Origin of the sequence: Rhizobium sp. BT-226 (assembly GCF_025847085.2) — a bacterium.
Taxonomy (GTDB): Bacteria; Pseudomonadota; Alphaproteobacteria; order Rhizobiales; family Rhizobiaceae; genus Rhizobium; species Rhizobium sophorae.
In genome coordinates this window covers 263,849-290,238 of sequence record NZ_JAOYTI010000001.1, presented here as the reverse complement: position 1 = coordinate 290,238, position 26,390 = coordinate 263,849, and the positions used below count along the sequence as shown (strand labels likewise).

Below are 26,390 nucleotides of genomic sequence, written 5' to 3'. Positions count from 1 at the left end.
CACCCTCCCCTTATTTGTAGCAAACAGCCTTCACCGCATCGACCACTTCGCCGACGTTCGGAAGGGCGAGCTTTTCGAGATTGGCGGCGTAAGGCATCGGAACGTCCTTGCCTGCAATCGTCAGGATCGGCGCATCGAGATAGTCGAAGGCCTGCTGCATGACGCGAGTGGCGATTTCGGTGCCGACGGAGGACTGCGGATAACCTTCCTCGACGGTGACCAGGCGGCCGGTCTTCTTCACCGATTCGATCACAGTCGGCAGATCCATCGGGCGGATGGTGCGAAGGTCGATCAGTTCGACGTCGATGCCGAGCTTCTCGAGTTCGGCGACCGCCTTGGTCGCATAACTCATGCCGATGCCGAAGGAGACGACCGTGACGTCCTTGCCCGGACGATGGATGCGCGCCTTGCCGATCGGCAGAACGAAATTGTCGAGCTTCGGCACATCGAAGTGCTGGCCGTAGAGAATTTCGTTTTCGAGGAAGATGACCGGGTTCGGATCGCGGATCGCAGCCTTCAGCAGGCCCTTGGCGTCAGATGCCGTGTAGGGCATGACGACCTTGAGGCCGGGGATTGCGGAGTACCAGGCAGCATAGTCCTGGCTGTGCTGGGCACCGACGCGAGCCGCGGCACCATTCGGGCCGCGGAAGACGATCGGAGCACCCATCTGGCCGCCGGACATATAGAGCGTCTTGGCGGCGGAGTTGATGATCTGGTCGATCGCCTGCATGGCGAAGTTGAAGGTCATGAATTCGACGATCGGGCGAAGGCCGGCCATTGCGGCACCGACGCCGACGCCGGCAAAGCCATGCTCGGTAATCGGCGTATCGACCACGCGGCGTGGGCCGAATTCCTGCAGCAGCCCCTGCGTGACCTTGTAGGCACCCTGGTATTCGGCGACTTCCTCGCCCATGACGAAGACGTTTTCGTCGGCGCGCATTTCCTCGGCCATGGCGTCGCGGAGCGCTTCGCGCACGGTCGTCGACACCATTTCGGTGCCGGCCGGAATTTCGGGGTCGTTCGGAACGACGGCCTTCGGCTCGGCCGGAAGCGGTGCGGAGGCAGAGCCGGTGTTGGTCGGCTTCTCTTCCTGGGCAACTTCCGGAGCTGGTGCGGCGGCCGGCTTGGCGGCGGAAAGATCCGAGGCCGATTCGCCGTCCTGCAGCAGCACGGCGATCTTGGTGTTGACCTTGACGCCTTCAGTGCCGGCATCGACGAGCAGCTTGCCGATGACGCCTTCGTCGACGGCTTCGACTTCCATCGTCGCCTTGTCGGTTTCGATTTCGGCGATCACATCGCCTGAGGTGACCTTGTCACCTTCCTGTTTCAGCCATTTGGACAGTGTGCCTTCTTCCATGGTCGGAGAGAGGGCGGGCATGAGGATATCGATAGGCATGGGTTCCCTCCCCGATTAGAGCAGAATGTCGGTATAGAGCTCAGATGCATCCGGCTCCGGATCGGCCTGGGCGAAGTCGGCGCTGTCGGCGACGATGTCGCGGACATCCTTGTCGATCGCCTTCAGATCGTCTTCGGAAGCCCAGCCCTTTTCGATGAGGCGTGCCTTCACCTGTTCGATCGGATCCTGCTCGGAGCGCATCTTCTGCACTTCCTCCTTGGAACGATACTTCGCCGGGTCGGACATCGAGTGACCGCGATAGCGATAGGTCAGCATTTCGAGGATGATCGGGCCTTTGCCAGAGCGGCAATGGTCGAGCGCCTCATCGGCCGCCGCCTTGACGGCGCGAACGTCCATGCCGTCGACCTGAATGCCCGGGATGCCGAAGCCGGATCCGCGAAGCGAGTAGTTCGACTGCGCGGTGGCGCGGGCGGTCGAGGTACCCATGGCGTAACGGTTGTTCTCGACGATATAGACGATCGGCAGCTTCCAGAGAGCAGCCATGTTGAAGCTTTCGTAGACCTGGCCCTGGTTGGCAGCGCCGTCGCCGAAATAGGCGATGGAGACATTGTCGTTGCCGCGGTAGCGGTTTGCGAAGGCAAGACCCGTTCCGAGCGAGACCTGGGCGCCGACGATGCCGTGACCGCCGTAGAAATGCTTCTCTTTCGAGAACATGTGCATCGAGCCGCCCTTGCCGTGGGAATAGCCGCTGCGGCGTCCGGTCAGTTCCGCCATGACGCCGCGCGCTTCCATGCCGGTTGCCAGCATGTGGCCGTGGTCGCGATAGGCGGTGATGACCTGATCGCCTTCCTTCTGCGCCATCTGCATGCCGACGACGACCGCTTCCTGACCAATGTAGAGGTGACAAAAGCCGCCGATGAAGCCCATGCCGTAAAGCTGGCCTGCCTTCTCCTCGAAGCGGCGGATCAGCAGCATCTCGCGATAGGCCTTGAGCTCCTCATCACGATCGAAGTCGGCTACCGGGCCTCCATTCGATGCCTTGGCTGCCGGTTTTGCTGCAGTTTTGCGGCTGGAAACGGTCGCGGTCTTTCGCGGCGCCATTCAACCCTCCCTATGGGTTTGTCGTTTCTTGGTGGCGCGTACCATAGGGAAGAAATATGACCACAGCAATGCCATAATTGCATGGCTCGTATTCGGCGCTAAATTATTGGAAAAACTATGAAAATTCCAATTAACCTGTTTCCAGTTAATTGGAATAGTGATTGAATACGACGATCTCGTCGGCACGCGACATGTTGAGCTGATAACGCGCTTTTTCGTCCAACATATCCTTGTCGAGCGAGCCGTCACTCAACAGCGCGACCTGATTTTCCAGATGTTCGCGCTTCGCCTTCAAGACCGCAAGCTCTTTTTCACGGGCGACACGCTGACGCTCAAACGTCTCCGTCGCGCGCAGGCCGTAATCGCCATGGATGCAATGATAACCGAAATAGGAGAGGAAGGCGACCGTCATGGCCGGAATGACGAAGCGACCGATCCTTCTCTTCTTATGATGCTTTGTCCACATACACGCATGCTCTTGAACGCATTACCAATTCATTCAATCTAACGCGCAGAGATTAACCGTTCGTTGACTCTAAAAACCGAGCAACAAAAAACCCGCGCCGAAGGGCGCGGGTCAAACCATTGAACATCAGATCCGATCAGCCGCGAATGATCGAGCGGCCGGCATACTGAGCCTGGGGGCCGAGGCCTTCTTCGATGCGGATCAGCTGGTTGTACTTGGCAAGGCGGTCGGAACGCGACAGCGAGCCGGTCTTGATTTGGCCGCAGTTGGTGGCGACCGCGAGATCGGCAATGGTCGAATCTTCCGTTTCGCCGGAGCGGTGGGACATGACGGCGGTATAGGCTGCCTTATGCGCCGTGTTGACGGCATCGAGGGTTTCCGTCAGCGAGCCGATCTGGTTGACCTTGACGAGGATCGAGTTGGCAACGCCCATGCGGATGCCGTCGCGAAGACGGGCGGAGTTGGTGACGAAGAGATCGTCGCCGACGAGCTGGGTCTTCTTGCCGGTCAGGTCGGTCAGCGTCTTCCAGCCGTCCCAATCGTCTTCAGCCATGCCGTCTTCGATCGAAATGATCGGGTACTTGGCAGCGAGTTCGGCGAGATATTCGGCCATGGCGCCTGATTCGAGCGTGCGGCCTTCCCCTTCGAGAACGTATTTGCCGTCCTTGAAGAATTCCGTCGAGGCGCAATCGAGGCCGAGGTAGATATCCTCGCCCGGCTTGTAGCCGGCTTTCTCGACCGACTTCATGATGAAGTCGAGGGCTTCCGAAGCGCTCTTCAGGCCCGGTGCGAAACCGCCTTCATCGCCGACATTGGTGTTGTGGCCCTGTGCGGCGAGTTCCTTGCGGAGCGTATGGAAGACTTCCGAACCCATGCGCACGGCTTCGGCGATCGTATCGGCGCCGACCGGCAGGATCATGAATTCTTGGAAATCAATCGGGTTGTCGGCGTGGGCACCGCCGTTGATGATGTTCATCATCGGCACCGGCAGCAGGCTCGCGGAAGCGCCGCCGACATAGCGGTAGAGCGGCAGGCCGGAGGCCTGGGCGGCAGCCTTGGCGACGGCGAGCGACACGCCGAGGATGGCGTTGGCGCCGAGGCGCGACTTGTTCGGCGTGCCGTCGAGCTCGATCATGATGTTGTCGATCTGGATCTGATTTTCGGCGTCGATGCCGCCGATCGCGTCGAAGATCTCGGTGTTGGCGGCTTCGACCGCCTTTTCGACGCCCTTGCCCAGATAGCGCTTGCCGCCGTCACGCAGTTCGACCGCCTCATGTGCGCCCGTCGAGGCACCCGAGGGAACGGCCGCGCGGCCCATGCTGCCATCTTCGAGATAGACATCGACTTCGACGGTGGGGTTGCCACGGCTATCGAGAATCTCGCGGGCGATGATATCGGTGATTGCAGTCATGGGTTCTTCCTGCTCGGTGGGTGATCAGTCGTTCGAAACCTGTCTTAATCGAAGACGTGCAAATTACAATGCTGCAATTTCCAGCCTTCGAACCAGCCTTCCCGGCCTATAGCACGATCATGTCAGGCTGTTGAACGTCAAGCCTTGGCGACCGCATCGAAGGCAAGCAGCTTTTCGAGAAGTCGCGGCATGTCCTTAAGGTAGACCATGTTCGGTCCGTCGGAAGGTGCATTGTCGGGGTCCTGATGGGTTTCGACGAAGACACCGGCAATGCCGGCAGCCACCGCTGCGCGCGCCAGCGTTTCCACGAATTCCCGCTGACCGCCGGAGGATTCGCCCTGCCCGCCCGGCTGCGCCACGGAATGGGTCGCATCGAAGATAACGGGGGCGCCCATCGCCGCCATGATCGGCAGCGAGCGCATGTCGGAGACCAGCGTATTGTAACCGAAGGAGGCGCCGCGCTCGCACAGCAGCACGTTCGGATTGCCGCTGGCATTGAGCTTCTTCAAGACGTTCTTCATATCCCAGGGAGCGAGGAACTGACCCTTCTTGACATTGACGACGCGGCCGGTCTTGGCGGCGGCGATGAGGAGGTCGGTCTGGCGGCAAAGGAAGGCCGGAATCTGCAGGACGTCGACGATCTTTGCCACCTCCGCGCATTGCTCGGCGGTATGGACGTCGGTCAGGACAGGAAACCCGAATTCCTTCTTGAGGTCGGCAAAGACCTCCATGCCCTTTTCGATGCCGATACCACGTTCGGCCGACAGCGAGGTCCGGTTCGCCTTGTCGAAGGAGCTCTTGTAGACGAGGCCGATGCCGAGCTTTCCGCAAAGCTCTTTCAGCGTGCCGGCAACCATGAAGGCGTGGTCGCGGCTCTCCATCTGGCATGGACCGGCAATCAGCGACAGGCGGCCGGTATTGGAAAAGGTGACCTGGCCTTGGCCTTCGCCGATCCTGACTTCGGAATTCGTATCAGTGCTCATCGTGTTTCCTCGAAGGCGAAGAGCGTGCCCTGCCCGGGCGCGGGCTTCACCAGAATGCGGTTGTTCTTGCGCGTGTATGTCACCCCGTTAGCAGCCAAATGCGCTTCTGTCACGGCAAGATCGGCGACAGTGAAGAGGATTGCCCGGCCGCGTAGGCCGCGATCGGCGGATGAGCCACCAATGTCGAAATAGGCCTCCAGCCCTTCTGGCGTCATCAGGCTGATTTTGGCATTCGATGCCGCGATATTGACGCCGAAACCGGTTTTCTCGACTGCCGATTGCGCCACGGCAAGGCTGACGAAGGCAGCGAAGGCGGCCGGCTCCGGCGTGCAAAGCGCGATCTCGACTATGCCGGTGACGCCATTGGCATGTGTTTCAAGCGCGGCGCGGTCGGCCGGCAGCGGATTGACGCGCTCGACGGTGAAAAGCAGGAGATCAGGCGCGCGCAGGTCGCCGGCAAAAGCCAGCTTGAAGCCGGCGATCGTCTCGGAACCGTCCGGCATCGTCATCGGCCGGGTGAACTGCAGCATCTCGCCGGCGCTCGATCCGTTGCCGACGAAGTTTTGATGATCGATGCCGCCAGCCTTGCTGCCGAAGGCCAGTCCCGAAAGCCCCTCCTCGCCGCAGCGGAAGCGGAAGGCCTGGTTGCGGGCAGTGAAGACATTGCCTTGCCGCGCCGATGCCTCGCTCTCCTCGACGCTCGCAACCCCGAGCGGCTCCAGATAGGTCTTATCGGCAAAAAAGACGCAGGCATTCTCCGTTCCGAAGGGATGGCGCGCATCGGAGGCAACGGTGAAGCCGAGCTTGCCGAGCCTTTCGCGCGCCAGATCGATATTGACGACCGGCAGCACGACATGATCCAGCGGGTGCGGTTTGGCGGAATGCTCGTTCATCATGTCCCTCCTGGAAAGGTCAAGAGATGTGCAGCGCGACCTTCAATACAAGACTTGTGTCCCAATCCGGCGAATGAAAATAAAAATCTCAACGAGTTGGCGCCAAGTTTTACGGAAATTTAGCTACTTGCGGAACACATATGGAACATATAGTGTCTGTTCTGGATTTGTTTCAATCACGAGGTCACAACGTCGATGCTCACGCGCAAACAACAGGAGCTTCTCCTCTTCATTCATGAGCGCATGAAGGAATCCGGCGTTCCGCCATCTTTCGACGAGATGAAGGATGCCCTGGACCTCGCCTCGAAGTCCGGGATTCATCGCTTGATTACAGCGCTCGAGGAGAGAGGCTTCATTCGCCGCCTACCGAACCGCGCCCGCGCGCTCGAGGTCATCAAGCTTCCGGAGGCCTACAGCCCCAGTATCCAGCCCCGGCGCGGCTTTTCGCCGAGCGTCATCGAGGGCAGCCTCGGCAAGCCACAGCCGGTCGCCGCCCCTGCTCCTGCAAAGCCCGTCGCCGACAACGGCAATTCGGTCTCCGTGCCGGTCATGGGCCGAATCGCTGCCGGTGTTCCGATCTCGGCGATCCAGAACAACACCCACGACATCGTCGTTCCGGCCGACATGCTCGGCTCCGGTGAACATTACGCGCTGGAGGTCAAGGGCGATTCGATGATCGACGCCGGCATCTTCGACGGCGACACCGTGATCATCCGCAACGGCAGCACTGCAAGTCCCGGTGATATCGTCGTTGCCCTCGTCGATGACGAGGAAGCGACGCTGAAGCGCTTCCGGCGCAAGGGCGCCTCGATCGCGCTAGAAGCCGCCAACCCGGCGTACGAGACCCGGATCTTCGGGCCGGACCGCGTCAAGGTACAGGGCAAACTCGTCGGCCTCATTCGCCGCTATCACTGACATTGGCCAGGCCGGTTTCGGTAAAACTGTTGCTGCGCCAGTCATAGGCGCGATGGCGCATCCATGGCCGCGACAATGCATCGAATGCGGTTGCGACCTCCGGGCCGGCATCCGTGAAGCGCAACTCGATGGAACCGCTCCTGCGAAGCGTCTCACCGGTGAAGAGCGTCGCGCCTGAGCGGCAGCTGTTTAAGCGAAGGCGGACCGACGTCACGACGATATCGGCGGCGTCGCATGCCGAGCCTAGATAGGCGGCATTGTCGATGACGGTTACCACCTGACCATTGCCAAGCCTTGATGTGCACCAGGCCTTCTTGACGCAGGAAAAGCGGTTTGCGTCACCGCCCGCTGCGGCGGCCCGCATCGCGGTCCTTGCTTCGTTTTGCTGATCGCGGGAAAGCCCGACGCGGCGATCTTCTCCCTCCGGCGGGATAGCAGGACCGTCCAGCATCTTCGGCGGATCATGCTTCTGCAGGACCAGCGCTCTCTGCCACTGGTCGAAGATGAAATCCGGCGGTCTTTCACGGTTGGAAGCCATTGCCGCCGCCTCGACGATTGCGACGAGACTACCATCCTCCGAAATCACCAGATCCGGCGGCCGGGGAACCGGCAGAAGCAGCAGGATGAGCGTCGCGACCGCGATAATCGATGTGCCGATATGGCGCAACCGGGTGCGGAGCAGCGTCAGCAGCAGAAAGCCTGCCACGGCGACGGTGAAATACCAGGCGGGCAAGCGGCCGACGTCGATATTGCCATTCCAGCCGGACACCGTCTTTGCGACCGCGATCACCAGATCGAGGCCGAATCCGACGATCTTCCAGGCCCAAACATCCAAGCCGAAAGGCATGAGCAGCATTGCCAGCAAGCCGGCCGGCATAATGATGAAGGAGATGATCGGCATTGTCGCGAGATTTGCCGGCAGGCCGTAGGCGGTCAGGCGATGAAAATGCTCGATCGAAAACAGCGCGGTGGAAAAACCGCCGATCAACGAGGTCAGGAAGACGCCGCCGAAGAAGCCCGCAACGGTAACGAAGGGCCTGATGATCGGCAGCTTCAGGAAAGCGTTTTCGCGGACCCGCCGATCCTTCCACAGCTGATAGCCAGAGACCAGCGCCAATGTGGCGGCAAAAGACATCTGGAAGCTCGGACCCAAGACCTCGGACGGCGAAATGACAATGATGACGTGCGCGGAGAGAGCGACATTGCGTAGGCTGATCGACGGCCGGTCGAAGAAGACGGCGATCAACATAATGGCCATCATGATGAAAGCGCGTTCGGCAGAGACCGCAAAGCCGGAGATCAGGAAATAGGCGGTGACGGTGATGAGCGCGCCGGCGGCGGCAATCTTCTTCGTCGGATAGGCCTCGGCGACACCGGGAAAGAGGCTGAGCAGCATCCGCAAGCCGACGAAGAAGATTCCGGCCGACAGCGCCATGTTGAGACCGGAGATGGCGATGATATGCGCCAGACCGGACTGGCGCAGCGCTTCCGTCGTCGCATCCGAGATGGCGCGCCGCTCGTCCGTCACCAGAGCAGCGGCAAAAGCGCCGGTGTCGCCGGGCAGGATCGACCTTATGCGGTCGCCGATACCGCTGCGCAGCCGGTAGAGCCATTCCAGCAGCGCTTCGGTCGTCGATCTGGCCGCCTGCGGACCTGCCTGCACATCGACCTTCGTCGGCGCACCGTAGAAGAAGCCGTTGGCGCCGATGCCATCGAAATAGGCACCGAAGGAGAAGTCGTTGAGCCCGGGAAGCGCTGGGCCTGCCGGCGGCGTCAGCCGCGCTCTGCCAGTGATGATATCGCCGATCTCGAAGGCCACGTCCGCGCCGCGGGCGATTGCGGTGATGCGGTCCGGCGGCCGCTTCACCTGTGGCGCCTCAGTGCCGGTAACGGCAAGAATGTAGCGCCACCGCCCGCGATCATCACCTTCGCGCCGCTCGACACGGCCGGTCACCGTCGTCGTCACGGCGGAATCGAGGATCACGGTGGAAGCCCGCCGGCTCTCGAACTGCGCCGTGACCATGCCGCAGGCCACGAGTGAAAGCGCCAGCAGCGTTGCCCGCACTGCCGCCCGGCTGCGGCCGGCGATGAGAACCGCCACGGTCAGCGCCAACAGGCAGAGCAGTGATGCAACGAGAGGAAAATCCGATGCCGCGAGAAACCAGCCGGCTGACCCGGCGCCGAGGAAGACCGGCGAAAACAGCAGCAGGCGGCCATGGTCTACCTCCTCGCCCAGCATGCGCATGCCGGCACGCAGCAATTGCGAGGCTGCGGCCGGCAGCCGGTGGCGCAATGGTGTCTCCGACTGCGTCCTTGTCGCTCGCGTCACCACGACAGGTGGTGAAAAACTGGAGGAGTCGGCAGGGCCTTCGCCCGCTTCCGGCCGCAATTCGACTGTCGTCAACTCCTGCATGAACCGCCCAAGCCCGGCTGCGAAGGCGGCCAGAATGCAACCTCCAATCAAATCCGGCAAGCATAATCGATTGAAATATGAGGGAAAATCGCGAGCGCCAAAAGACCAGTCGAATCATCGGCTTCCGATATGCATGCGGCTCATCGCTGCAGTGCCTAAAAGGTGATACCGCAATGCACAAAATGCCATCACGGTAACTTGGCATTAGCTTCGCGATCATATAGCTATCGGTGAGGACGCTTAACCCCTATGGCGCTTTTATGGCGCCACCGCCATTTCGGAGGATCAGCATGACGGATCAAAGCGCTACAATAAAAATCGGTGACAAGTCTGTCGACCTTGCTGTCAAAAGCGGCACGATCGGCCCGAGCGTCATCGATATCGGTGCCCTCTACAAGAACACGGCTTCCTTCACGTACGATCCGGGTTTTACCTCGACCGCATCCTGTGAATCGAAAATCACCTACATCGACGGCGACGAAGGTGTCCTCTTACATCGCGGCTATCCGATCGAGCAGCTCGCCGAGCACGGCGACTTCCTCGAGGTCTGCTATCTGCTGCTTTACGGCGAACTGCCGACCACCGTGCAGAAGAAGGATTTCGATTACCGCGTCACGCACCACACCATGGTGCACGAGCAGATGAGCCGCTTCTTCACCGGCTTCCGCCGCGATGCGCATCCGATGGCCGTCATGTGCGGCTGCGTCGGCGCGCTGTCGGCCTTCTATCACGACTCCACCGACATCACCGATCCGCACCAGCGCATGGTCGCCAGCCTGCGCATGATCGCCAAGATGCCGACGCTTGCCGCCATGGCCTACAAATACCATATCGGCCAGCCCTTCGTTTATCCGAAGAACGACCTCGACTACGCCTCGAACTTCCTGCGCATGTGCTTTGCCGTGCCTTGCGAGGAATATGTGGTCAATCCGGTGCTTGCCCGCGCCATGGACCGCATCTTCATCCTGCATGCCGATCATGAGCAGAACGCCTCGACCTCGACCGTCCGTCTCGCCGGTTCGTCGGGCGCCAACCCGTTCGCCTGCATCGCCGCCGGCATTGCCTGCCTCTGGGGTCCCGCGCATGGCGGCGCCAACGAAGCAGCCCTCAACATGCTGAACGAAATCGGCACGGTCGATCGCATTCCGGAATATGTCGCCCGCGCCAAGGACAAGAACGATCCGTTCCGCCTGATGGGCTTCGGTCACCGTGTCTACAAGAACTACGATCCGCGCGCCAAGATCATGCAGAAGACGACGCATGAAGTGCTCGGCGAACTCGGCATCAAGGACGATCCGTTGCTCGAAGTGGCGATGGAGCTGGAGCGCATCGCGCTCACCGACGAATATTTCATCGAGAAGAAGCTCTATCCGAACATCGACTTCTATTCCGGCATCACGCTGAAGGCGCTGGGCTTTCCCACGACCATGTTCACCGTGCTCTTCGCGCTCGCCCGCACCGTCGGCTGGATCGCGCAGTGGAACGAGATGATCGAGGATCCGGAACAGCGCATCGGCCGTCCGCGCCAGCTGTATGTCGGCGAACCGAAGCGCGACTATATTCCGGTTTCGAAGCGCTGATCGCTTCAGAAAGAACCCAAAAGAAACCCGGTCAGAAATGACCGGGTTTTTTCTTTTTCAGCACGTCGAGAAGGATCTCGGCGGCATGCTCGCCGGGCGGCTTTTCGGTCTGCATGCGCTGCCAGATGAGGTCGTACCCTTCCTTCATCGCCTTTAGCTGATAGGTGTCGGCCGACAGCCTTTCCATCCAGCGCGCGAGGCTTGCGCCGCGAACGACGTCGTTCAGATATTCCGGGACGACCGGGTAATCGGCGATCAAGTTTGGCAGCGCGCCGGTCCAGGTCTTGATGCCCGATGTCAGCATGCGCATGATCCAGTCGACCTTGTAGGCGGAGACGACGGGAACATCTGCAAGCGCCAGTTCAAGAATAACGGTTCCGGATGCCGCCATGGCTGCATCGGCCTCGGCAAAGGCTTTCCATTTTGCTTCTGCGCCGACGACGATCTCCGGCTTTATCCCCCACCCGGCCGTCATTTCGCGGATAAGCGCCTCCTTGTGCGTCACCGTCGGCAGAACGAAGCGTGTCGGCCCGTTGCGGGCGACGAGTTCGTTCGTTGCGACCTCGAAATAGGGCAGAAGTTTCTGTATCTCGGAGGAGCGTGAGCCGGGAAGAAGCAGGATCGTGCCGCTGCCGGGTCGCCTTCCCACGCGCAGGCGACGTGTCTCCAGCAGAGCGGGGTCGGCGACCAGACGATGCCCGACATAGGTTGTCGCCGGGCCATTGAGGCGTTGCATCGTTGCCGGCTCGAAGGGCAGGACGGCGAGCACGTGATCGACATAGGCGAGCATGCGCGTGGCGCGATATTCCTTCCAGGCCCAGACGCTCGGACAGACATAATTGACAACAGGCAGATCGGGCAGCGCGGTGCGGACGCGCTTTGCGACGCGATGGGTGAAATCCGGGCTGTCGATGATGAGAAGAATATCAGGCCTTGCGGCGATGATGGCAGCCGTCGTCTGGCGGATCAGGGTATAGAGCTTTGGCAGCCGGCTCAGCACCTGGGTGATACCCATGATCGACAGCTCGGAAAAATCGAACAGCGATTGCAAGCCTTCGGCCTGCAGCCCCTCGCCGCCGACGCCGACGAGTTCCACCGGTCCGCTATGAATCCGCTTCAGGGCGGCGATAAGATCGGCACCGAGCAGGTCGCCCGATACCTCGCCGGCAATGACGGCGATCTTCAGCGGCGCCCCGTTCATTCGAGCCCCCATGCTGGCAGGCCGCGATCGATGCCGCAGACGAAAAGCCCGGCCTCATCGGCAGCTTTGATGACGGCGGCGCGATCGAGCACCAGCGAGCGGCCGGCCTCGACGGCGACGCCGGCAAGGCCGGCTTTCTTTGCATTCATGACCGTGGAAACGCCGATCGCCGGCAAGTCGGCGCGAATATCCTGCTGCGGCTTGCAGAGTTTGACCAGCGCGCCGCGGCGGCGCGGCGAGATGCGTCCGGCGGTTCTGAGACCCGCGACACGGGCCAGCATCTCATCCGTGCCCTCAAGACCCTCGAGTGCCACGACGCGTCCACCGATGCTGACAGCACCCTGCCCGACATCGAGCCGGCCCAGCATGTCGGCGGCCTCGGCGGCGCGGCTGATATCACGCCGGTCCTCCTCGCCGGGTGCTGCAGCGCCAAGCGGGCCGACGGAGGCAAGAAGGTCGGGGGCGATTTCATGGGCGCCGACGACGCGGCGGCCGTTTCCCTCGATCAGCCGGATCACCATCTGCAGAACCGTGTCGTCGCCACCGGACAGCAGCGTGCGGATGGCGGCCGGCACCTTCATCAGAATGCGCAGCGTCGGACGCACCTCGCGCCATTCCGGCCGGCGGCGCACGCTGCCCGACATCACCACACGGCCGATGCCATAACGGTTGAGCAACCCATCGAGAGCTGCGAAATCGCCGATAGCGATGACGGCGTGGTCATAACCTTCCCAGCGCCGGTCGCTTTCGTCCTTCAGTGCGACGATAACCGGATTTTCGCCCGCCGCGCGCGCGGCTTCGGCGACATAGGAAGGCAGAAGACCGCCGCCGGCGATGATCGCCAGCCGACCCGCAGCGGTGTCGCCGGAAAAAGCCACGGATTAGCCCTTCTGCCCCCGGGTCGGCGAGGACAAGGCGCGGTCGCTGTCGGCGGCGATGAAGTCGAGGATGTGGACCACCTGCTCGCAATCGGCATATTCTTCGCGGATGGCGGCGGCGTTTTCGCGGACGGAGCCTGTTCCTTCAAAGATCGACTTGTAGGCGCGGCGCACCCTGTGAATGACGGCGCGGTCGACGCCGGCGCGCGTCATGCCGACGACGTTGAGGCCGCTCAGCAGCCCGGGATTGCCGTTCAGCATGCCATAGGGAATGACGTCGTAGCTCACCGCCGAGAGCCCGCCGACGAAGGCTTGGCGACCGACGCGGGTGAACTGGTGAACGGCCGAGCCGCCGCCCAGGATGACGCGGTCCTCGATGACGACATGGCCGGCGAGCATGACGTTGTTCGACATGATCACGTGATTGCCGACCCGGCAGTCATGCGCGACATGGGAATTGGCGAGGAAGAGGTTGTTGTCGCCGACGATCGTCTGGCCGCCGAAATCGGCCGTGCCGGTGTTCATCGTCACGCCTTCGCGGATCGTGCAGTTGGCGCCGACCGTCAGCGTCGTCTCCTCGCCGCCGTGATGCACACTCTGCGGATCGCCTCCGACGACCGCCATCGGGAAGATGCGCGTGCCCTTGCCGATCACGGTGCGGCCGGTCACGACCACATGCGACAAAAGCTCGACATTCGCATGCAGGACGACGTGCGGCCCGACATGGCAGAAGGGACCGATCTTGACGCCCTCACCGATGGTCGCGCCGTCTTCGACGACAGCCATCGGATGAATGCGGGCGCTTTCGGCGATAGTGCTCATGCCTGATCCTTACGAACGATCATCGCGCCGATATCGGCCTCGGCGACAAGCGCGCCGCCGACCTTGGCGTCGCAATGGAATTTCCAGATATTGCCGCGCTGCTTGTGCTTCCTGACATGGAATTCGACGCGATCACCGGGCACGACGGGCTTGCGGAAGCGCGCATTCTCGATGGTCATGAAATAGACGAGGTTGCCGGGCTGGCCTTCCTTCTTGGCACAGATCGCGCCCGCGGTCTGAGCCATGCCCTCGATCAAGAGGACGCCGGGCATGATCGGAGATTCCGGAAAATGGCCGGTGAAATGCGGTTCGTTCACCGTGACGTTCTTGATGCCGATCGCGGTGTTGTCGCCGTCGATCTCGATGATCTTGTCGACCATGAGAAAGGGATAGCGATGCGGCAGCAGCTTCATGATCTCGATGATGTCAGCCGAAGAAAGCGTTGTCGTGGCTTCCTCAGTCATTTTGCTTGCCTCCAGTTTTCTTCCCGCGCAGCCTGGTCTTGGACACCAGTTGGGCGGCATCTCTCAGATAGTCATTTAGCGGACGTGCAGGGATACCGCCATATTGTCCGCCGGCGGCAAGATCGGTCATGATACCGCTTTTGGCGGCGATCTGCACGCCGTCGCCGATCGTCACATGCCCCTTGATGCCGACCTGGCCGCCGATCTGCACGCCATTGCCGATCTTCGTGCTGCCGGCGATGCCGACCTGCGCGACGATGGCGCAATGGCGGCCGATCTGAACGTTGTGGCCGATCTGTACCTGGTTGTCGATCTTGGTGCCTTCGCCGATCACCGTATCGTCCATGGCGCCACGGTCGATCGTGGTGTTGGCGCCGATCTCGACATTATCCTGGATGATCACCCGGCCGATCTGGACGATCTTGATCATGCCGCGCGGGCCTGGTGCATAACCGAAACCGTCCTGGCCGATGCGGGCGCCGTTGTGGATGATGACGCCGTTACCGAGCAGCGCGCAGAGAATGCTCGCGCCGGCCGCAATCGAACAATCCCGGCCAATCTTGACATTCGGACCGATGATGCTGTGCGCGCCGATGCGCGTCCCTTCGCCGATCTCGGCATGCGCCCCGATGACGGCCATCGGCTCGACGATCACGCCCTTTTCAAGCTTGGCGCTTGGATCGATCACCGCGCTCGGCGCGATCTCGCCTTCACCGGAAAAGACGACCGGGCGCAATGCCGCGGGATAAAACAGGCCGCCCGCCATCGCAAAAGCCGCATGCGGATTGGACGACAGGATGACCGGGATGTGTGGAGGTACAAGATCGGCGAGCGCCTTGTCGCAGATCACTGCCGAGGCTTCGCATGTCACCAGCTCATCGCGGTTGCGACGCGACAGGATATAACAGACATCGCCCGCCCGGGCCCGGCTGATGGGGGCAACGGATCTGACGATAACATCGGCATAGTCGGAACTAGCAAGTTCCGCCCCAAGAAACTCTGCCAGCTCAGCGAGCTTCAGACCTTCATGGGGCAGAAAAAAAACGTTTTGCTCCATCGGCAATGCTCCAGAACGGAATTGAGTCTTACAGTTCCGGACTGCCGATATCAGAATTGGTTGTTGATGCCAAACTTGAAGTTCTGCGTCTTGTCGAAGTCTTCCTTGAGGACCGGGATCGCGTAATCCAGACGCAATGCACCGAAGGGAGACTGCCAGACGACGCCGACACCGACGGAAGCGCGCAGCGAAGCGCTGGTGCCGTCGGCCTGGTCGGACCCAAGAAGCTCGACGTCGTTGCCGAACAGCGTGCCGGCATCGGCAAAGACTGCGCCGCGCAGGTTGAAGTCGCGCGGGAAGCCTGGCATCGGGAAGGTCGCTTCTGCAGACGCCGTGAAATAGGTCGTGCCACCGAGCGGGTCATCGTTATCCCCGCGGATGCGCGGGCCGATACCCTTGTTCTCGAAGCCGCGAATATCACCGTTGTTCAGCGTGAACTGGTCGAAGACGTTCAGATGGTCACCCAAGGGGACGACATAACCAGCCGAAGCGGAGAGCGAGCCGATGATATCGGCATCGTCAGCGAGCAAGTGGTAATAACGGGCCTTGCCGTAGATCTTGTAGAATTGCGAGTCGCCGCCGAGGCCGGCAAGTTCGTGCGTCGCCGTCGCATAGATGCCTTCACGTGGCAGGACGGTGTCGTCAAGCGTGTTGTAGGTCAGCGTCTGCGAGACGGAAGAGCGTGTCCACGGGCTCTCGTCGACCAGATTGGCGTAGGTCGCCGAAAGATCGTCGGTATCGCCGTCATACTTCATCTGCTTGTAGTTATAGCGGAAGGTCGTCGCCAGATCTTCGGTGATCGGCGCAGTGACACGCAGGACGACGCTGGTTTCCTCGTAGTCGTAGTCGTCGTTGCTCGACGTTTCGCTACGGTTGACGTCGAAGCCTGCCGCCAGACGGTAGCCGAGGAAATAGGGTTCGGTAAAGCTGACGCCGTAGGCGCGCGAGCCTTCCTGGCCGCCACCGGCCGAGATGCGGATGTACTGGCCACGGCCGAGGAAGTTCTTTTCTTCGATCGAGGCTTCGAGCAGCAGACCGTCGCCGCCGGCGGCGTAACCCGCACCGACACCGAACGAACCGGTCGACTGATCCTGCACGTCGACGATCACCACGACACGGTCCGGAGAACTGCCCGGAGCGGTGGAAATGTTGACCGAGGAGAAGTAACCGAGCGCTTCGAGGCGCCGCTTGGCCTTGGTGATCATCTGCTGGTTGAAGGCATCGCCTTCGCTCATGTCGAATTCGCGGCGAATAACGTAGTCGCGCGTGCGGCTGTTGCCGCGGATCTCGATGCGCTCGACATAGGCGCGCTCACCCTGGTCGACCAGATATTCGACACCGATCGTGTTGTTGTTGAGATCGCGGTTACCGCGCGGCGTGACGCGCGCAAAGGGATAACCGGCAGACGCCACCTGATCGGAGATCGCCTCGATCGACTTCTGCACTTCCTTGGCGTTATAGACCTGGCCTTCGCGGGTGCGCACCAGCGGCTGCAACTGCTCTGAGCCGACGCCTTCGACGGTCGACTGGACGGTCACCGGTCCGAAGTCGTAGCGCTGGCCTTCCTCGATGTTGAAGGTGAGCGTGTATTTGTTGGTCGCGTCGTCGAAGGTGGCATCGGAAGAGACGATGCGCATGTCGGCGTAGCCGCGATTGTAATAGAACTGGCGCAACGCTTCTTCGTCGGCGTGGAGCTTGTCTTCGTTGTAGACGTCCTTGCGGGTCAGGAACGACAGGAAGTTCGAACGCTTGGTGTTGATGACGGCAGCCAGGCGGCCGGCGCTGTAGGCATTGTTGCCGACGAAGTTGATCGAATCGATCTTGGTGCGATCACCCTCGTTGATGACGAAGGCAAGGTTGACGCGGCCTTCGCCGAGCGGCACCACCTGCGTCGTGACTTCGACTTCGCTGCGGCCGGTGGCTGCATAAGCTTCCTTGATCGACTGGATGTCGGCCTGGATCTGGGTGTCGCTGTAGGGGCCGGCAGCGTGGGTCTGGACGATCGTCGCGAGCTTGTCGTCCTTGATCTTGCGGTTGCCGTTGAAGACGACCTGGTTGACCAGTTGGGCTTCCTGAACGTTGACGACCAGCGTGCTGCCCGAGACCGAGATCTTGACGTCGGAGAAGTAACCCGTCCCGTAGAGCTGCTTGACCGAGGCATCGATATCGCTGTTCGAAAAACTCTTTCCAGGAGCGATGGTAAGGTTCGACCGGACGGCTTCCGCGCCGACACGGCTTGCGCCGCGCACATCGATGCGCTGGATGACCGCGGCCTCAGCGGCCGTAGCGGAAACGAACGTCACAGCACCTGCGCCCGAAGCAACAACACCAGCAGACAGCGCAACCGCCGATACTGCGTTCAAAAACTTTGAACCAGCCTTCATTTCACCTATTACCTTTGTTTCCCTCGTCCCCGGCCCCAGGAAACCCCGATTCCGGTCACGTGTGTCGTTTTACCCGCTTTTGACATACAAGCAAGGCAGGTCGTTAATTTCTGTTTACTTCATTTGCAAGCGTGACCCATTCGCCACTACAGCCTTGAAACATCGTAAATAAATAGTAATTAGCCTCGCCTTGCTCGTTTACCCTCTCAACGAGCCAATGTCGTTCCAGGTCGTGAAAACCATCAATGTCAGTATCATCGCCAGGCCGATGCGAAATGCAATTTCCTGGGCCGAAGAGCCCAGCGGTTTCCCCCTCACCGCTTCCACCGCATAGAACATCAGGTGGCCGCCATCAAGTACCGGAACCGGCATCAGGTTAAGCAATCCTATCGAAACAGAAAGCACCGCCGCAAGCTGCAACACCGCGCCTATCCCAAGCGACGCCATCTGGCCCGAGGCTTGCGCCACGCGGATCGGCCCGCCCAATTGATCGGCGCGCATCGTTCCGCTGAAGATGTTGCCGATATATTTGAAGGTGCCGGTGACAATGTCGCGGGTCTCGATCACAGCCTCGCGCAGCGACTGCAGCGGCGTATAGGTCTTCAGGCGGAAGTTGCCGACCTCCCGGCTGGTGACGATGCCGATCTGGCCGAGCTCGACCTTGTTGCCGAACTGGTCGGTCTGGTCGACGCGTTGCGGCACCATCGTCACATCGAGCTTCTGGCCGGCGCGCTCGATCGTCACGACGATCTTCTGGCTCGGGCGGATGCCGACATAGCGGCGCACGTCGTCGAAGGTCTCGACCTTGCCGCCGTCGATGGCGACCAGCAGATCGCCCGGAAGGATGCCGGCGGCAGCGGCGGCGCCGTCGGGCTTGACCTCGGCAACGACGGGATCGGCGATCGTGCGGCCATAGACCGAGAACAGAATGGTGAAGATGGCGATCGCCAGCAGAAAATTGGCGATCGGGCCAGCCGCGACGGTTGCAGCGCGTTTCCACAACTTGGCACCGGCAAAGGAGCGCGCCCTGTCCTCCTCGGACATGGCGGCGATCTTGTCGGTGTCGGGCTTGCTCGAGGCATCCTCGTCGCCGAAGAACCGGACGTAGCCGCCAAGCGGGATCACCGAGATTTTCCAGCGTGTTCCGTGGCGGTCGGTGAAGCCGAAGATCTCCGGACCGAAGCCGACGGAAAAGGCAAGGATGCGAATGCCGCTCCAGCGCCCGACGAGGTAATGGCCCATCTCATGCACAAAGACGAGCAGTGACAGCACGAGGATGAAGGTAACGATGTTCCCCATCAGAAATGCGTATATGCCGCTCATCGTTTCTATAAGTCCCTTCCGTCAGACTGCCGCGTTGTCAGAGTCCGAACAATGCCGCGCCGAGCGACGTCATTTCGGCCCCCTTTATCAGGGAAAAAAGCCCAGCAAGCAAGAACGCCGAAAAACAGGCGAAAATCAGTCCGTCGACACGGTCCATGACGCCGCCATGGCCGGGAATGAGACGGCTCGAATCCTTGACGCCAAATTTCCGCTTGATGAACGATTCGAAAAGATCGCCCGATTGGCTGCAAACCGAGAGAACGAGTGCCACGAAGGCGGCGATGATTTCAGCGCCGGGAATGAGAAAATGGACGAGAACGACGCCGGCTACGACCGCCGAAACGGCGCCGCCGATTGCACCCGACCAGGTCTTTCCGGGCGAGATCGAAGGGGCAAGCTTCGGTCCGCCAAGCGCCCTGCCGACGAAATAGGCAAGAATATCGGTTGCCCAGACGACGGCAAAGACGAAGAGCATGGCGTAAAGGCCAGGCCGGTCATCGCTTCTGATCGCGGCAAGCGCCAGGCCGGTGGCGCCGGCATAAAACAGGCCTGCCGGAAACCAGCGGCTCGTACCCTGCAGGATGATCAGGGCGATGCCGACGGCGGTGACGCCGGCCAGCATGCCGGCGGCGAATTCGAAATTGCCGACAAGCACCAGGAAGGCAATCGCCGCCTCGCCGATCCAGCCGACGGCATTGGCGACCCAATCCCGCGCGATGCCGGTGATCTTCGACCATTCATAATAGATCAGCAGGCCGATCACGACCGCCAGGATACGGAAGGCAAGGCCGCCATACCAGGTGGCGGCAAGAACGATGACCGCAAGAATCAGTCCTGAAACGATGCGGAGCTTCAATTCCCTCTGCATCAGGTGCCGACCGCGGCCGCCTGCGACGACAGGCCGCCGAAGCGCCGGTCACGAGAGGCGAATGTCTCGAGCGCCGAGCGGAAGATTTCGGGGCTGAAATCCGGCCAATATTCCGGAAGGAAGATAAACTCCGAATAGGCGGCCTGCCAGAGGAGGAAGTTGGAAAGCCGCTCTTCGCCGCTGGTGCGGATAATGAGATCCGGATCGGGAATGCCGGCCGTGTCGAGACGGGCGTTGATCAGCGCCGGGGTGATGTCCTGCGCCCTCAGGCGGCCGGCCTCGACGTCGCGGGCGAGGCTGACGACGGCGCGGGCGATCTCGTCACGCGAGCCGTAGTTGAAGGCGATGACGAGCGTCAGTGACGTGTTGTCCTTGGTCGTCTCCTCCGCCTCCAGCAAGAGGCCCAGAATGTCGCTGCGCAGGCTGTGGCGGTCGCCGATCACCTTGATCCGCACGTTCTGGCGATGGAGCTCGGCGAGGTCGCGCCGGATGAAAGCCTTGAGCAGGCCGAGCAGATCGGAGACCTCGGCTTCGGGCCGGCGCCAGTTCTCCGAGGAGAAGGCAAAGAGGGTCAGATATTTTATGCCGGCGGCACCTGCGGCGCGGACTGTCTCGCGCACCGCCTCGACGCCCTTGCGATGGCCCATCGTGCGCGGCAGGCCACGCTGCTTGGCCCAACGGCCATTGCCATCCATGATGATGGCAACATGCTCTGGCACAGTCACAAATACAGATTCCGACATTTCCCGTCCGGTCTTTCCAGGCAAAGGCACAGATCCACTAGACCTGCATGATTTCCTTTTCCTTCTCGCCAAGCAAGCGGTCGATTTCGGAAATCGTCTCGTCCGTCATCTTCTGTACACGTTCCGACTGTGCCCGGCTCTCGTCCTGGCCGATTACGCCGTCTTTTTCGGCTTTCTTAAGGCCGTCCATGCCGTCGCGGCGGACGTGGCGAATCGCCACCTTGCTCTTTTCGGCATAGTCGTGCGCCACCTTGACGAGCGACTTGCGGCGCTCCTCGTTCAGCTCCGGCAACGGAATGCGCAGGTTCTGGCCGTCGACGATCGGGTTGAGGCCGAGATTGGATTCGCGAATGCCGCGCTCGACGGCGCTGACCATCGACTTGTCCCAGACGGAAACCGACAGCATGCGCGGCTCGGGCACGGTGATGTTGGCGACCTGGTTCAACGGCATGCGCGAACCGTAGGCCTCGATCGTCACCGGGTCGAGGATGTTGGCCGAAGCACGGCCGGTGCGCAGCGATGCGATGTCGCTCTTGAATGCGGAAATCGCGCCGTCCATGCGGCGCTTCAGTTCCTTGATGTCGATACCTTCACTCATGTCGATGCTCCCGTATAAAGCGCGTCGCGATCTTTCAGATTCGCTTGCCGCACTTTAAGTCCTGGTTCTACGCATGTCGTTTTCGCAAAACCGCTGCACACTTTTGCGCGACATGCTCTAGAGCATGATGCCGGAAAGTGTCAGCGGCTTTCGGACGACATCATGCTCTAACTATTTAATGTAGAACATGATTCAGCTTTCAGGCCAAGCGGGCCTAAAACCATCATGTTCTAGCGAGGGCTGCGCCGAAACCGCGGCGCAGCTTATATCAGTTGTCGGAGACGATGGTCTTGAGGCCACCGCCCGTCAAGATTTCAGCAAAACCACCCTTCTCGTGGATCGAGAAGACGATGATCGGAATGGAATTTTCTCTGGCCAGCGCCACAGCGGCAACGTCCATCACCGCCAGCCCCCTGTCCAGCACTTCCTGGTGCGTCAGCCGGTCGAGGCGGGTCGCATCGGGATATTTCTTCGGGTCGGCGGTGTAGATGCCGTCCACCTGCGTGCCCTTGAAGATCGCTTCCGCACCCATTTCGGCGGCGCGGAGTGCCGCAGCGGAATCGGTGGTGAAGAAGGGGTTGCCAGTGCCGCCGGCAAAGATCACCACGCGTCCCATCGATAGATGGTAAAGGGTTGCACGCTGCGAAAAGCTCTCACAGATCTCGGGCATGGAGATGGCCGAAAGCACCACCGTATCGATGTTCAGCTTGCGCAGCGAGGTCGCCAGCGCCAGCGCATTGATGATGGTGCCGAGCATGCCCATATGGTCGCCGGTGACCCGGTCGCCGCCCTTGGACGCTACCGCGACACCGCGGAAGATATTGCCGCCACCGACGACGACGCCGACTTCCACACCCATATGCCGTGCCTCGGCGATGTCGGATGCAATGCGGTCCGCCACCGTCACATCGATCCCGAAACCCTGGCCACCCATGAGCGCTTCGCCGGAAGCCTTGAGTAGAACGCGTTTATAGACAGGCTCTAAAGACATCTTGGCTCCTCGTAAATTGCCGTGAATGCCCGATACACGAAGGGCACCGCGTTGTCACGCGATGCCCTTCGTGTTTTCCCAATTATGACTGGAAGATCAACCCTTGACGGCAGCCGCGACTTCGGCCGCGAAATCGGTCTCTTCCTTCTCGACGCCTTCGCCGAGCAGCAGACGGGCCATGCCGGCAACTTCGATCGGTGCGCCGACGGCCTTTTCAGCTTCCTTGATGGCGGCTGCGACCGTCAGATCCGGATTGATGACGAAAGCCTGCGAGAGAAGGGCGACTTCCTCGAAGAACTTGCGCATGCGGCCGTCGACCATCTTCTCGATGATATTGTCCGGCTTGCCGGAAGCGCGCGACTGCTCGATGAAGACGTTGCGCTCGCGCTCGGCGACGGCGGCATCGACTTCTTCCGGGCGGATCGCCAGCGGCGCGGTGGCGGCGATGTGCATGGCGACCTGGCGGCCGATGGCGTTGAGGGCATCCTTGTCGCCGGTCGACTTCAGCGCAACGAGAACGCCGAGCTTGCCGAGGCCGTCGGAAACAGCATTGTGGATATAGGTGGCGACGACGCCGTCCTCGACCGAGAGAGCGGTCGAACGGCGCAGGTTCATGTTCTCGCCGATCGTTGCGATCGCATCCTTGATCGTGTCGGATACGGACTTGCCGGATGCCGGGTAGGTCGCAGCGGCAACGGCGTCGACAGTGCCGTCGGTCGAAACAGCGACCTTGGCGATGCCGCGGACGAGCTCCTGGAAGGCATCGTTCCGGGCGACGAAGTCGGTTTCGGAATTGACTTCGACGACGACGGCCTTGGTGCCCTGGCTCGAAACGCCGATGAGGCCTTCGGCAGCGGTGCGGCCGGACTTCTTGTCGGCCTTGGCGATGCCCTTGGCGCGCAGCCAGTCGATCGCCGCTTCCATGTCGCCGGCGGTTTCAGCAAGAGCCTTCTTGCAGTCCATCATGCCTGCGCCGGTCTTTTCGCGCAGTTCCTTCACCATTGCAGCCGTAATCTCGCTCATTAGCTTCCTCTTGTCGGTTCATACGGTGGACCGCAAAGCGCGGCTCGGCACCGGATTGAGGCACGAAATGTACCTGTATGTATGACAGCGTGATGAAGACGCGTCATAACGAAACTTATCGGGCGGAGAGCCTGACGCCCTTCCCTTGAAACAGGCAAGGCCGCCGAACTTCGATGAGTCGCGAGCGGCCTTTCCCAGTCTCTGCAAGCATTAGCGGACCTTTTCGATCCGCCCGCCTTCATCAGCCTTCGGCTGCTTCCTCGAGAGCCGGTTCGACCGGAACTTCGATGGATGCGCCGAGATCGCGGCCGGAAGAGCCCTGCTGACGCGCAATGCCGTCGATGGCAGCGCGGGAGATCAGCTCGCAGTAAAGAGCGATCGCACGCGATGCGTCGTCGTTACCCGGGATCGGATAGTCGATCAGGTCCGGATCGCAGTTCGAATCGATGATGGCGACAACCGGGATGCCGAGGCGCTTGGCTTCGTCGATCGCGATCTTTTCCTTGTTGGTGTCGATGATGAACATCAGGTCGGGCGTGCCGCCCATATCGCGGATACCGCCAAGAGCCTTGTCCAGCTTTTCGCGTTCGCGCTCGAGGTTCAGGCGTTCCTTCTTGGTGAAGCCCTGGGCTTCGCCGTTCAGGATCTCGTCGAGCTTGCGCAGACGCTGGATCGAGTTGGAGATCGTCTTCCAGTTCGTCATCATGCCGCCGAGCCAGCGCGAGTTGACGTAGTACTGGGCCGAGCGCTTGGCGCTGTCGGCAATGATCTCAGACGCCTGGCGCTTGGTGCCGACGAAGAGAACGCGGCCGCCGCGGGCAACGGTGTCGCTGACCACCTGAAGGGCGCGCGACAGCATCGGAACGGTCTGGGCCAGATCGATGATGTGAATGTTGTTGCGATCGCCGAAGATATACGGCTTCATCTTCGGGTTCCAGCGATGTGTCTGGTGGCCGAAGTGGACGCCTGCCTCAAGAAGCTGGCGCATAGAAAAATCAGGCAATGCCATGCCTTGTTACTCCTTTTCCGGTTGAACCTCCGCAAGGCGAACAGCACCCTCTTCGAGGATGCCACCGGGCGGAACAGCCCGGATTTCTCCCGGACGATCCCATGCCTTACGTGTGGAATGCCGGTGCCCATACATTCGATTTGGCGCAAAAGCAAGGCTTATGCCGAAAAAACCTGGCGGCTCAGCTTGCCAGCGTCGGCAGCAGCGACAGCATGACGCCTGCGTCGGGCATCGGCAGGATGGCATCGACCTCAGCCGGCAGCAGGGTGCCGATTGCGCTGTCGGCGTTGCCGCTGGCGGTCCCCAGCGGACCGCGGAAGCCGTGTCTCGTCCAGGCAAGTTCCTGGAGCTTCGGGCTTACCAGTGCTTCAATCAGCCGGTTGGCATTCTCGTCGACGACGATCAGCGGATGCGCTGAATAGACGGTCGGGCGCGGATAGAGCACCACAGGCTTTGCGCCGGCACTTGCCTTGATGCGGTCCCAGCGTGCGGGATCGGCGAGGATCCATTCGACCAGCTGGTTTTCATAACCGACGATCATCGGCTCGCCGCCGAGGCCGCCTGCGAGATACTGGTCGAAAAGTTTGCCTGAGGACGGCGACTTGAAGCCCATGTTGCGGAAGATCGCCTGCACCTTGCCGCCGAACGCAGCGAGGTCGGCGGATGTCGCGACATTGCCGCTGAACAGGCTGAGCACCAGGCCCGCAAACATGAAGCCGGAATTGGAACGGTTGGGATCGGTCGAGACGATGCGCGCGCGACCATAGAGCGAATTGACGCCGAGCTTCGACCAGTCGGATCCGGCAAGAATCGCATCAAGCAAAGCCTTGAGGTCGAGCTGATGATGGCCTTCGTTCGTCACCGTCACCAATCCCGCTTTCATCAGTCCGTCGACGACGGGCTGCCAGGAATAGACGACGATCGGCGTGTTCAGCACGACGCGGTCGTTACGGATAGAAATGCCGTTCTGCCTGGCGATATCGACCATGATCGAGGAGGACGGCCAGAGGAATTGCGGATGCTGCGACAGCAGTGCCTGTTCGCGGACCATCTCGACGGAACCGGCGACGCGGCTGTCCATCGTCAATCCGTATCCGCCGAGCGCCCTGACGACGTCGGGGTCGGCCAGGAAAGCCTCTTTCTCTCCGCCGACGAAGCCGAACAGCGTCGTGCGGCTGCCGAGCAGGCCCTGCAATTCCGGCCGATCTCGGACAGCGAAATAACCGCCGGTGCCGACGACGCCGGTTCCAAGCAGTCCCACTCCAAAGGCGCGACGAGAAAGGGCCATCAGCGTCCGATATCCTCTTTGAGCGATGCCTGGATGAGGCGCAGATCGGTGTCGAGCGTGCCGAGCTCCTCATCGACCAGGCTGTCGGCATAATGGACGAAAGCCTCTTCGAGCTTCACCAGCACGCCGCGCACCTCCTGCAGCTGCTTGGGGTCGGGAACACGCTTGGCCTCGATGACGGCGAAACCTTCCGCCACCTCGGCGGCACGCGGCAAATAGTAGGAGAGGAATCGCCGTACCGCATTGGCGCTCTCGGGCTTGGCCTCGACCTTGCGAAAGACATCGGCGGCGATCTCAGCGAGATGCCGGACTGCGGCTGCCATTTGACGATCGCTGATCGTGTCGGCGGCAGTCTCCAGCCTCTCAGCAAAGGGCACGGCGGCCTCCAGCAGGTCGCGGGCAAAGGCGACGCGCCCGCTGCCGATGCTCTTGATATCGAGGCCTTCGAACAGCCGGCGCGGCGCGAACAGAATGACCAGGCCGGCAAAGACCAGAAGGGCGATGACGGCGGCGATCCAAAAGGGCATGCCGGCGGCAAAGCTCAAGAGCGGCACGGTGATTGCCGCCGCCAGTCCCGCCACGATCCAGTTGCCGTCATTGCCGAGCCAGTTGCGCATGCCTG

Annotated in this window: 24 protein-coding genes; 2 read left to right on the top strand and 22 right to left on the bottom strand. The window is 61.2% G+C overall.

The genetic code is table 11. From position 1 onward, the window contains the following. Positions 1 to 10: 10 nt before the first annotated feature. The 6 genes from OIU37_RS01655 to OIU37_RS01630 all read right to left on the bottom strand — a co-directional run bounded on the left by OIU37_RS01655 (position 11) and on the right by OIU37_RS01630 (position 6,211). Positions 11 to 1,396 (bottom strand): pyruvate dehydrogenase complex E1 component subunit beta, encoded by a 1,386-nt coding sequence (locus OIU37_RS01655; protein ID WP_264255142.1) that lies wholly within the window; start codon positions 1,394 to 1,396, stop codon positions 11 to 13. Between the two features lie 15 nt (positions 1,397 to 1,411). Beyond that, positions 1,412 to 2,458, bottom strand: coding sequence for a pyruvate dehydrogenase (acetyl-transferring) E1 component subunit alpha (pdhA, locus tag OIU37_RS01650; protein WP_264255141.1), 1,047 nt, complete (start codon positions 2,456 to 2,458; stop codon positions 1,412 to 1,414). 145 nt (positions 2,459 to 2,603) lie between these two features. After that, a complete protein-coding gene (locus tag OIU37_RS01645) occupies positions 2,604 to 2,924 on the bottom strand; it encodes a septum formation initiator family protein (protein WP_017960293.1) in 321 nt (106 codons plus the stop codon). 136 nt (positions 2,925 to 3,060) lie between these two features. Continuing rightward, on the bottom strand, positions 3,061 to 4,335 hold the full coding sequence (gene eno, locus OIU37_RS01640) for a phosphopyruvate hydratase (RefSeq protein WP_182209607.1): 1,275 nt from the start codon (positions 4,333 to 4,335) through the stop codon (positions 3,061 to 3,063). 137 nt (positions 4,336 to 4,472) lie between these two features. Beyond that, entirely contained in the window at positions 4,473 to 5,318 is an 846-nt protein-coding gene (gene kdsA, locus OIU37_RS01635; protein ID WP_064654217.1) for a 3-deoxy-8-phosphooctulonate synthase, read from the bottom strand. After that, positions 5,315 to 6,211: a VOC family protein gene (locus OIU37_RS01630; protein ID WP_264255140.1), complete on the bottom strand. Its 897-nt coding sequence runs from the start codon at positions 6,209 to 6,211 to the stop codon at positions 5,315 to 5,317. Before OIU37_RS01630 ends, kdsA begins: the two co-directional genes overlap by 4 nt. Positions 6,212 to 6,406: 195 nt before the next feature. On the opposite strand from OIU37_RS01630, the gene lexA reads away from it, so the two are divergent. Beyond that, positions 6,407 to 7,126, top strand: a complete 720-nt coding sequence (gene lexA, locus OIU37_RS01625; RefSeq protein WP_029873161.1) for a transcriptional repressor LexA — start codon at positions 6,407 to 6,409, stop codon at positions 7,124 to 7,126. Here the strand turns inward: lexA and OIU37_RS01620 are convergent. Next, entirely contained in the window at positions 7,107 to 9,539 is a 2,433-nt protein-coding gene (locus tag OIU37_RS01620; protein ID WP_264255139.1) for a ComEC/Rec2 family competence protein, read from the bottom strand. The two genes, lexA and OIU37_RS01620, sit on opposite strands and share 20 nt — an antisense overlap. 290 nt (positions 9,540 to 9,829) lie before the next feature. On the opposite strand from OIU37_RS01620, the gene gltA reads away from it, so the two are divergent. Then, positions 9,830 to 11,119, top strand: a complete 1,290-nt coding sequence (gene gltA, locus OIU37_RS01615) for a citrate synthase (protein ID WP_003539304.1) — start codon at positions 9,830 to 9,832, stop codon at positions 11,117 to 11,119. 31 nt (positions 11,120 to 11,150) lie between these two features. Here gltA and lpxB read toward each other — a convergent pair whose 3' ends face one another. The 15 genes from lpxB to OIU37_RS01540 form a co-directional block, all read right to left on the bottom strand. Continuing rightward, a complete protein-coding gene (gene lpxB / locus OIU37_RS01610) occupies positions 11,151 to 12,320 on the bottom strand; it encodes a lipid-A-disaccharide synthase (RefSeq protein ID WP_171602334.1) in 1,170 nt (389 codons plus the stop codon). After that, positions 12,317 to 13,198, bottom strand: coding sequence for an LpxI family protein (locus OIU37_RS01605; protein WP_240603374.1), 882 nt, complete (start codon positions 13,196 to 13,198; stop codon positions 12,317 to 12,319). Before OIU37_RS01605 ends, lpxB begins: the two co-directional genes overlap by 4 nt. Before the next feature lie 3 nt (positions 13,199 to 13,201). Next, positions 13,202 to 14,020, bottom strand: coding sequence for an acyl-ACP--UDP-N-acetylglucosamine O-acyltransferase (gene lpxA, locus OIU37_RS01600; protein ID WP_171602332.1), 819 nt, complete (start codon positions 14,018 to 14,020; stop codon positions 13,202 to 13,204). Then, a complete protein-coding gene (gene fabZ, locus OIU37_RS01595) occupies positions 14,017 to 14,484 on the bottom strand; it encodes a 3-hydroxyacyl-ACP dehydratase FabZ (RefSeq protein WP_264255138.1) in 468 nt (155 codons plus the stop codon). Before fabZ ends, lpxA begins: the two co-directional genes overlap by 4 nt. Further along, positions 14,477 to 15,541, bottom strand: a complete 1,065-nt coding sequence (gene lpxD, locus OIU37_RS01590) for a UDP-3-O-(3-hydroxymyristoyl)glucosamine N-acyltransferase (protein WP_171602330.1) — start codon at positions 15,539 to 15,541, stop codon at positions 14,477 to 14,479. Before lpxD ends, fabZ begins: the two co-directional genes overlap by 8 nt. A 50-nt stretch (positions 15,542 to 15,591) precedes the next feature. Continuing rightward, a complete protein-coding gene (bamA, locus tag OIU37_RS01585) occupies positions 15,592 to 17,925 on the bottom strand; it encodes an outer membrane protein assembly factor BamA (RefSeq protein WP_129420786.1) in 2,334 nt (777 codons plus the stop codon). A gap of 198 nt (positions 17,926 to 18,123) precedes the next feature. Then, complete coding sequence (rseP, locus tag OIU37_RS01580) at positions 18,124 to 19,248, bottom strand: RIP metalloprotease RseP (RefSeq protein WP_206679695.1); 1,125 nt, start codon at positions 19,246 to 19,248, stop codon at positions 18,124 to 18,126. A gap of 37 nt (positions 19,249 to 19,285) precedes the next feature. Continuing rightward, positions 19,286 to 20,116 carry a phosphatidate cytidylyltransferase gene (locus OIU37_RS01575; protein ID WP_171602329.1) on the bottom strand — a complete coding sequence of 277 codons (831 nt, stop codon included), beginning with the start codon at positions 20,114 to 20,116 and terminating at the stop codon, positions 19,286 to 19,288. Continuing rightward, complete coding sequence (locus tag OIU37_RS01570) at positions 20,116 to 20,859, bottom strand: isoprenyl transferase (protein ID WP_003539291.1); 744 nt, start codon at positions 20,857 to 20,859, stop codon at positions 20,116 to 20,118. The genes OIU37_RS01575 and OIU37_RS01570 overlap by 1 nt, the downstream gene beginning before the upstream one ends. A 37-nt stretch (positions 20,860 to 20,896) precedes the next feature. Beyond that, entirely contained in the window at positions 20,897 to 21,457 is a 561-nt protein-coding gene (frr, locus tag OIU37_RS01565) for a ribosome recycling factor (protein WP_018241888.1), read from the bottom strand. A gap of 268 nt (positions 21,458 to 21,725) precedes the next feature. After that, positions 21,726 to 22,448: a UMP kinase gene (gene pyrH / locus OIU37_RS01560; RefSeq protein WP_003539289.1), complete on the bottom strand. Its 723-nt coding sequence runs from the start codon at positions 22,446 to 22,448 to the stop codon at positions 21,726 to 21,728. 96 nt (positions 22,449 to 22,544) lie between these two features. Then, positions 22,545 to 23,471, bottom strand: coding sequence for a translation elongation factor Ts (tsf, locus tag OIU37_RS01555; protein ID WP_180695228.1), 927 nt, complete (start codon positions 23,469 to 23,471; stop codon positions 22,545 to 22,547). A gap of 241 nt (positions 23,472 to 23,712) precedes the next feature. Further along, a complete protein-coding gene (rpsB, locus tag OIU37_RS01550; RefSeq protein ID WP_064654227.1) occupies positions 23,713 to 24,480 on the bottom strand; it encodes a 30S ribosomal protein S2 in 768 nt (255 codons plus the stop codon). A 181-nt stretch (positions 24,481 to 24,661) separates the two neighbouring features. Then, on the bottom strand, positions 24,662 to 25,768 hold the full coding sequence (locus OIU37_RS01545) for a substrate-binding domain-containing protein (RefSeq protein ID WP_264255137.1): 1,107 nt from the start codon (positions 25,766 to 25,768) through the stop codon (positions 24,662 to 24,664). Next, the gene (locus tag OIU37_RS01540) at positions 25,768 to 26,385 is read right to left on the bottom strand and encodes a 5-bromo-4-chloroindolyl phosphate hydrolysis family protein (RefSeq protein ID WP_264255136.1); all 618 of its coding nucleotides are present in this window, start codon (positions 26,383 to 26,385) and stop codon (positions 25,768 to 25,770) included. Before OIU37_RS01540 ends, OIU37_RS01545 begins: the two co-directional genes overlap by 1 nt. Positions 26,386 to 26,390: the final 5 nt, after the last annotated feature.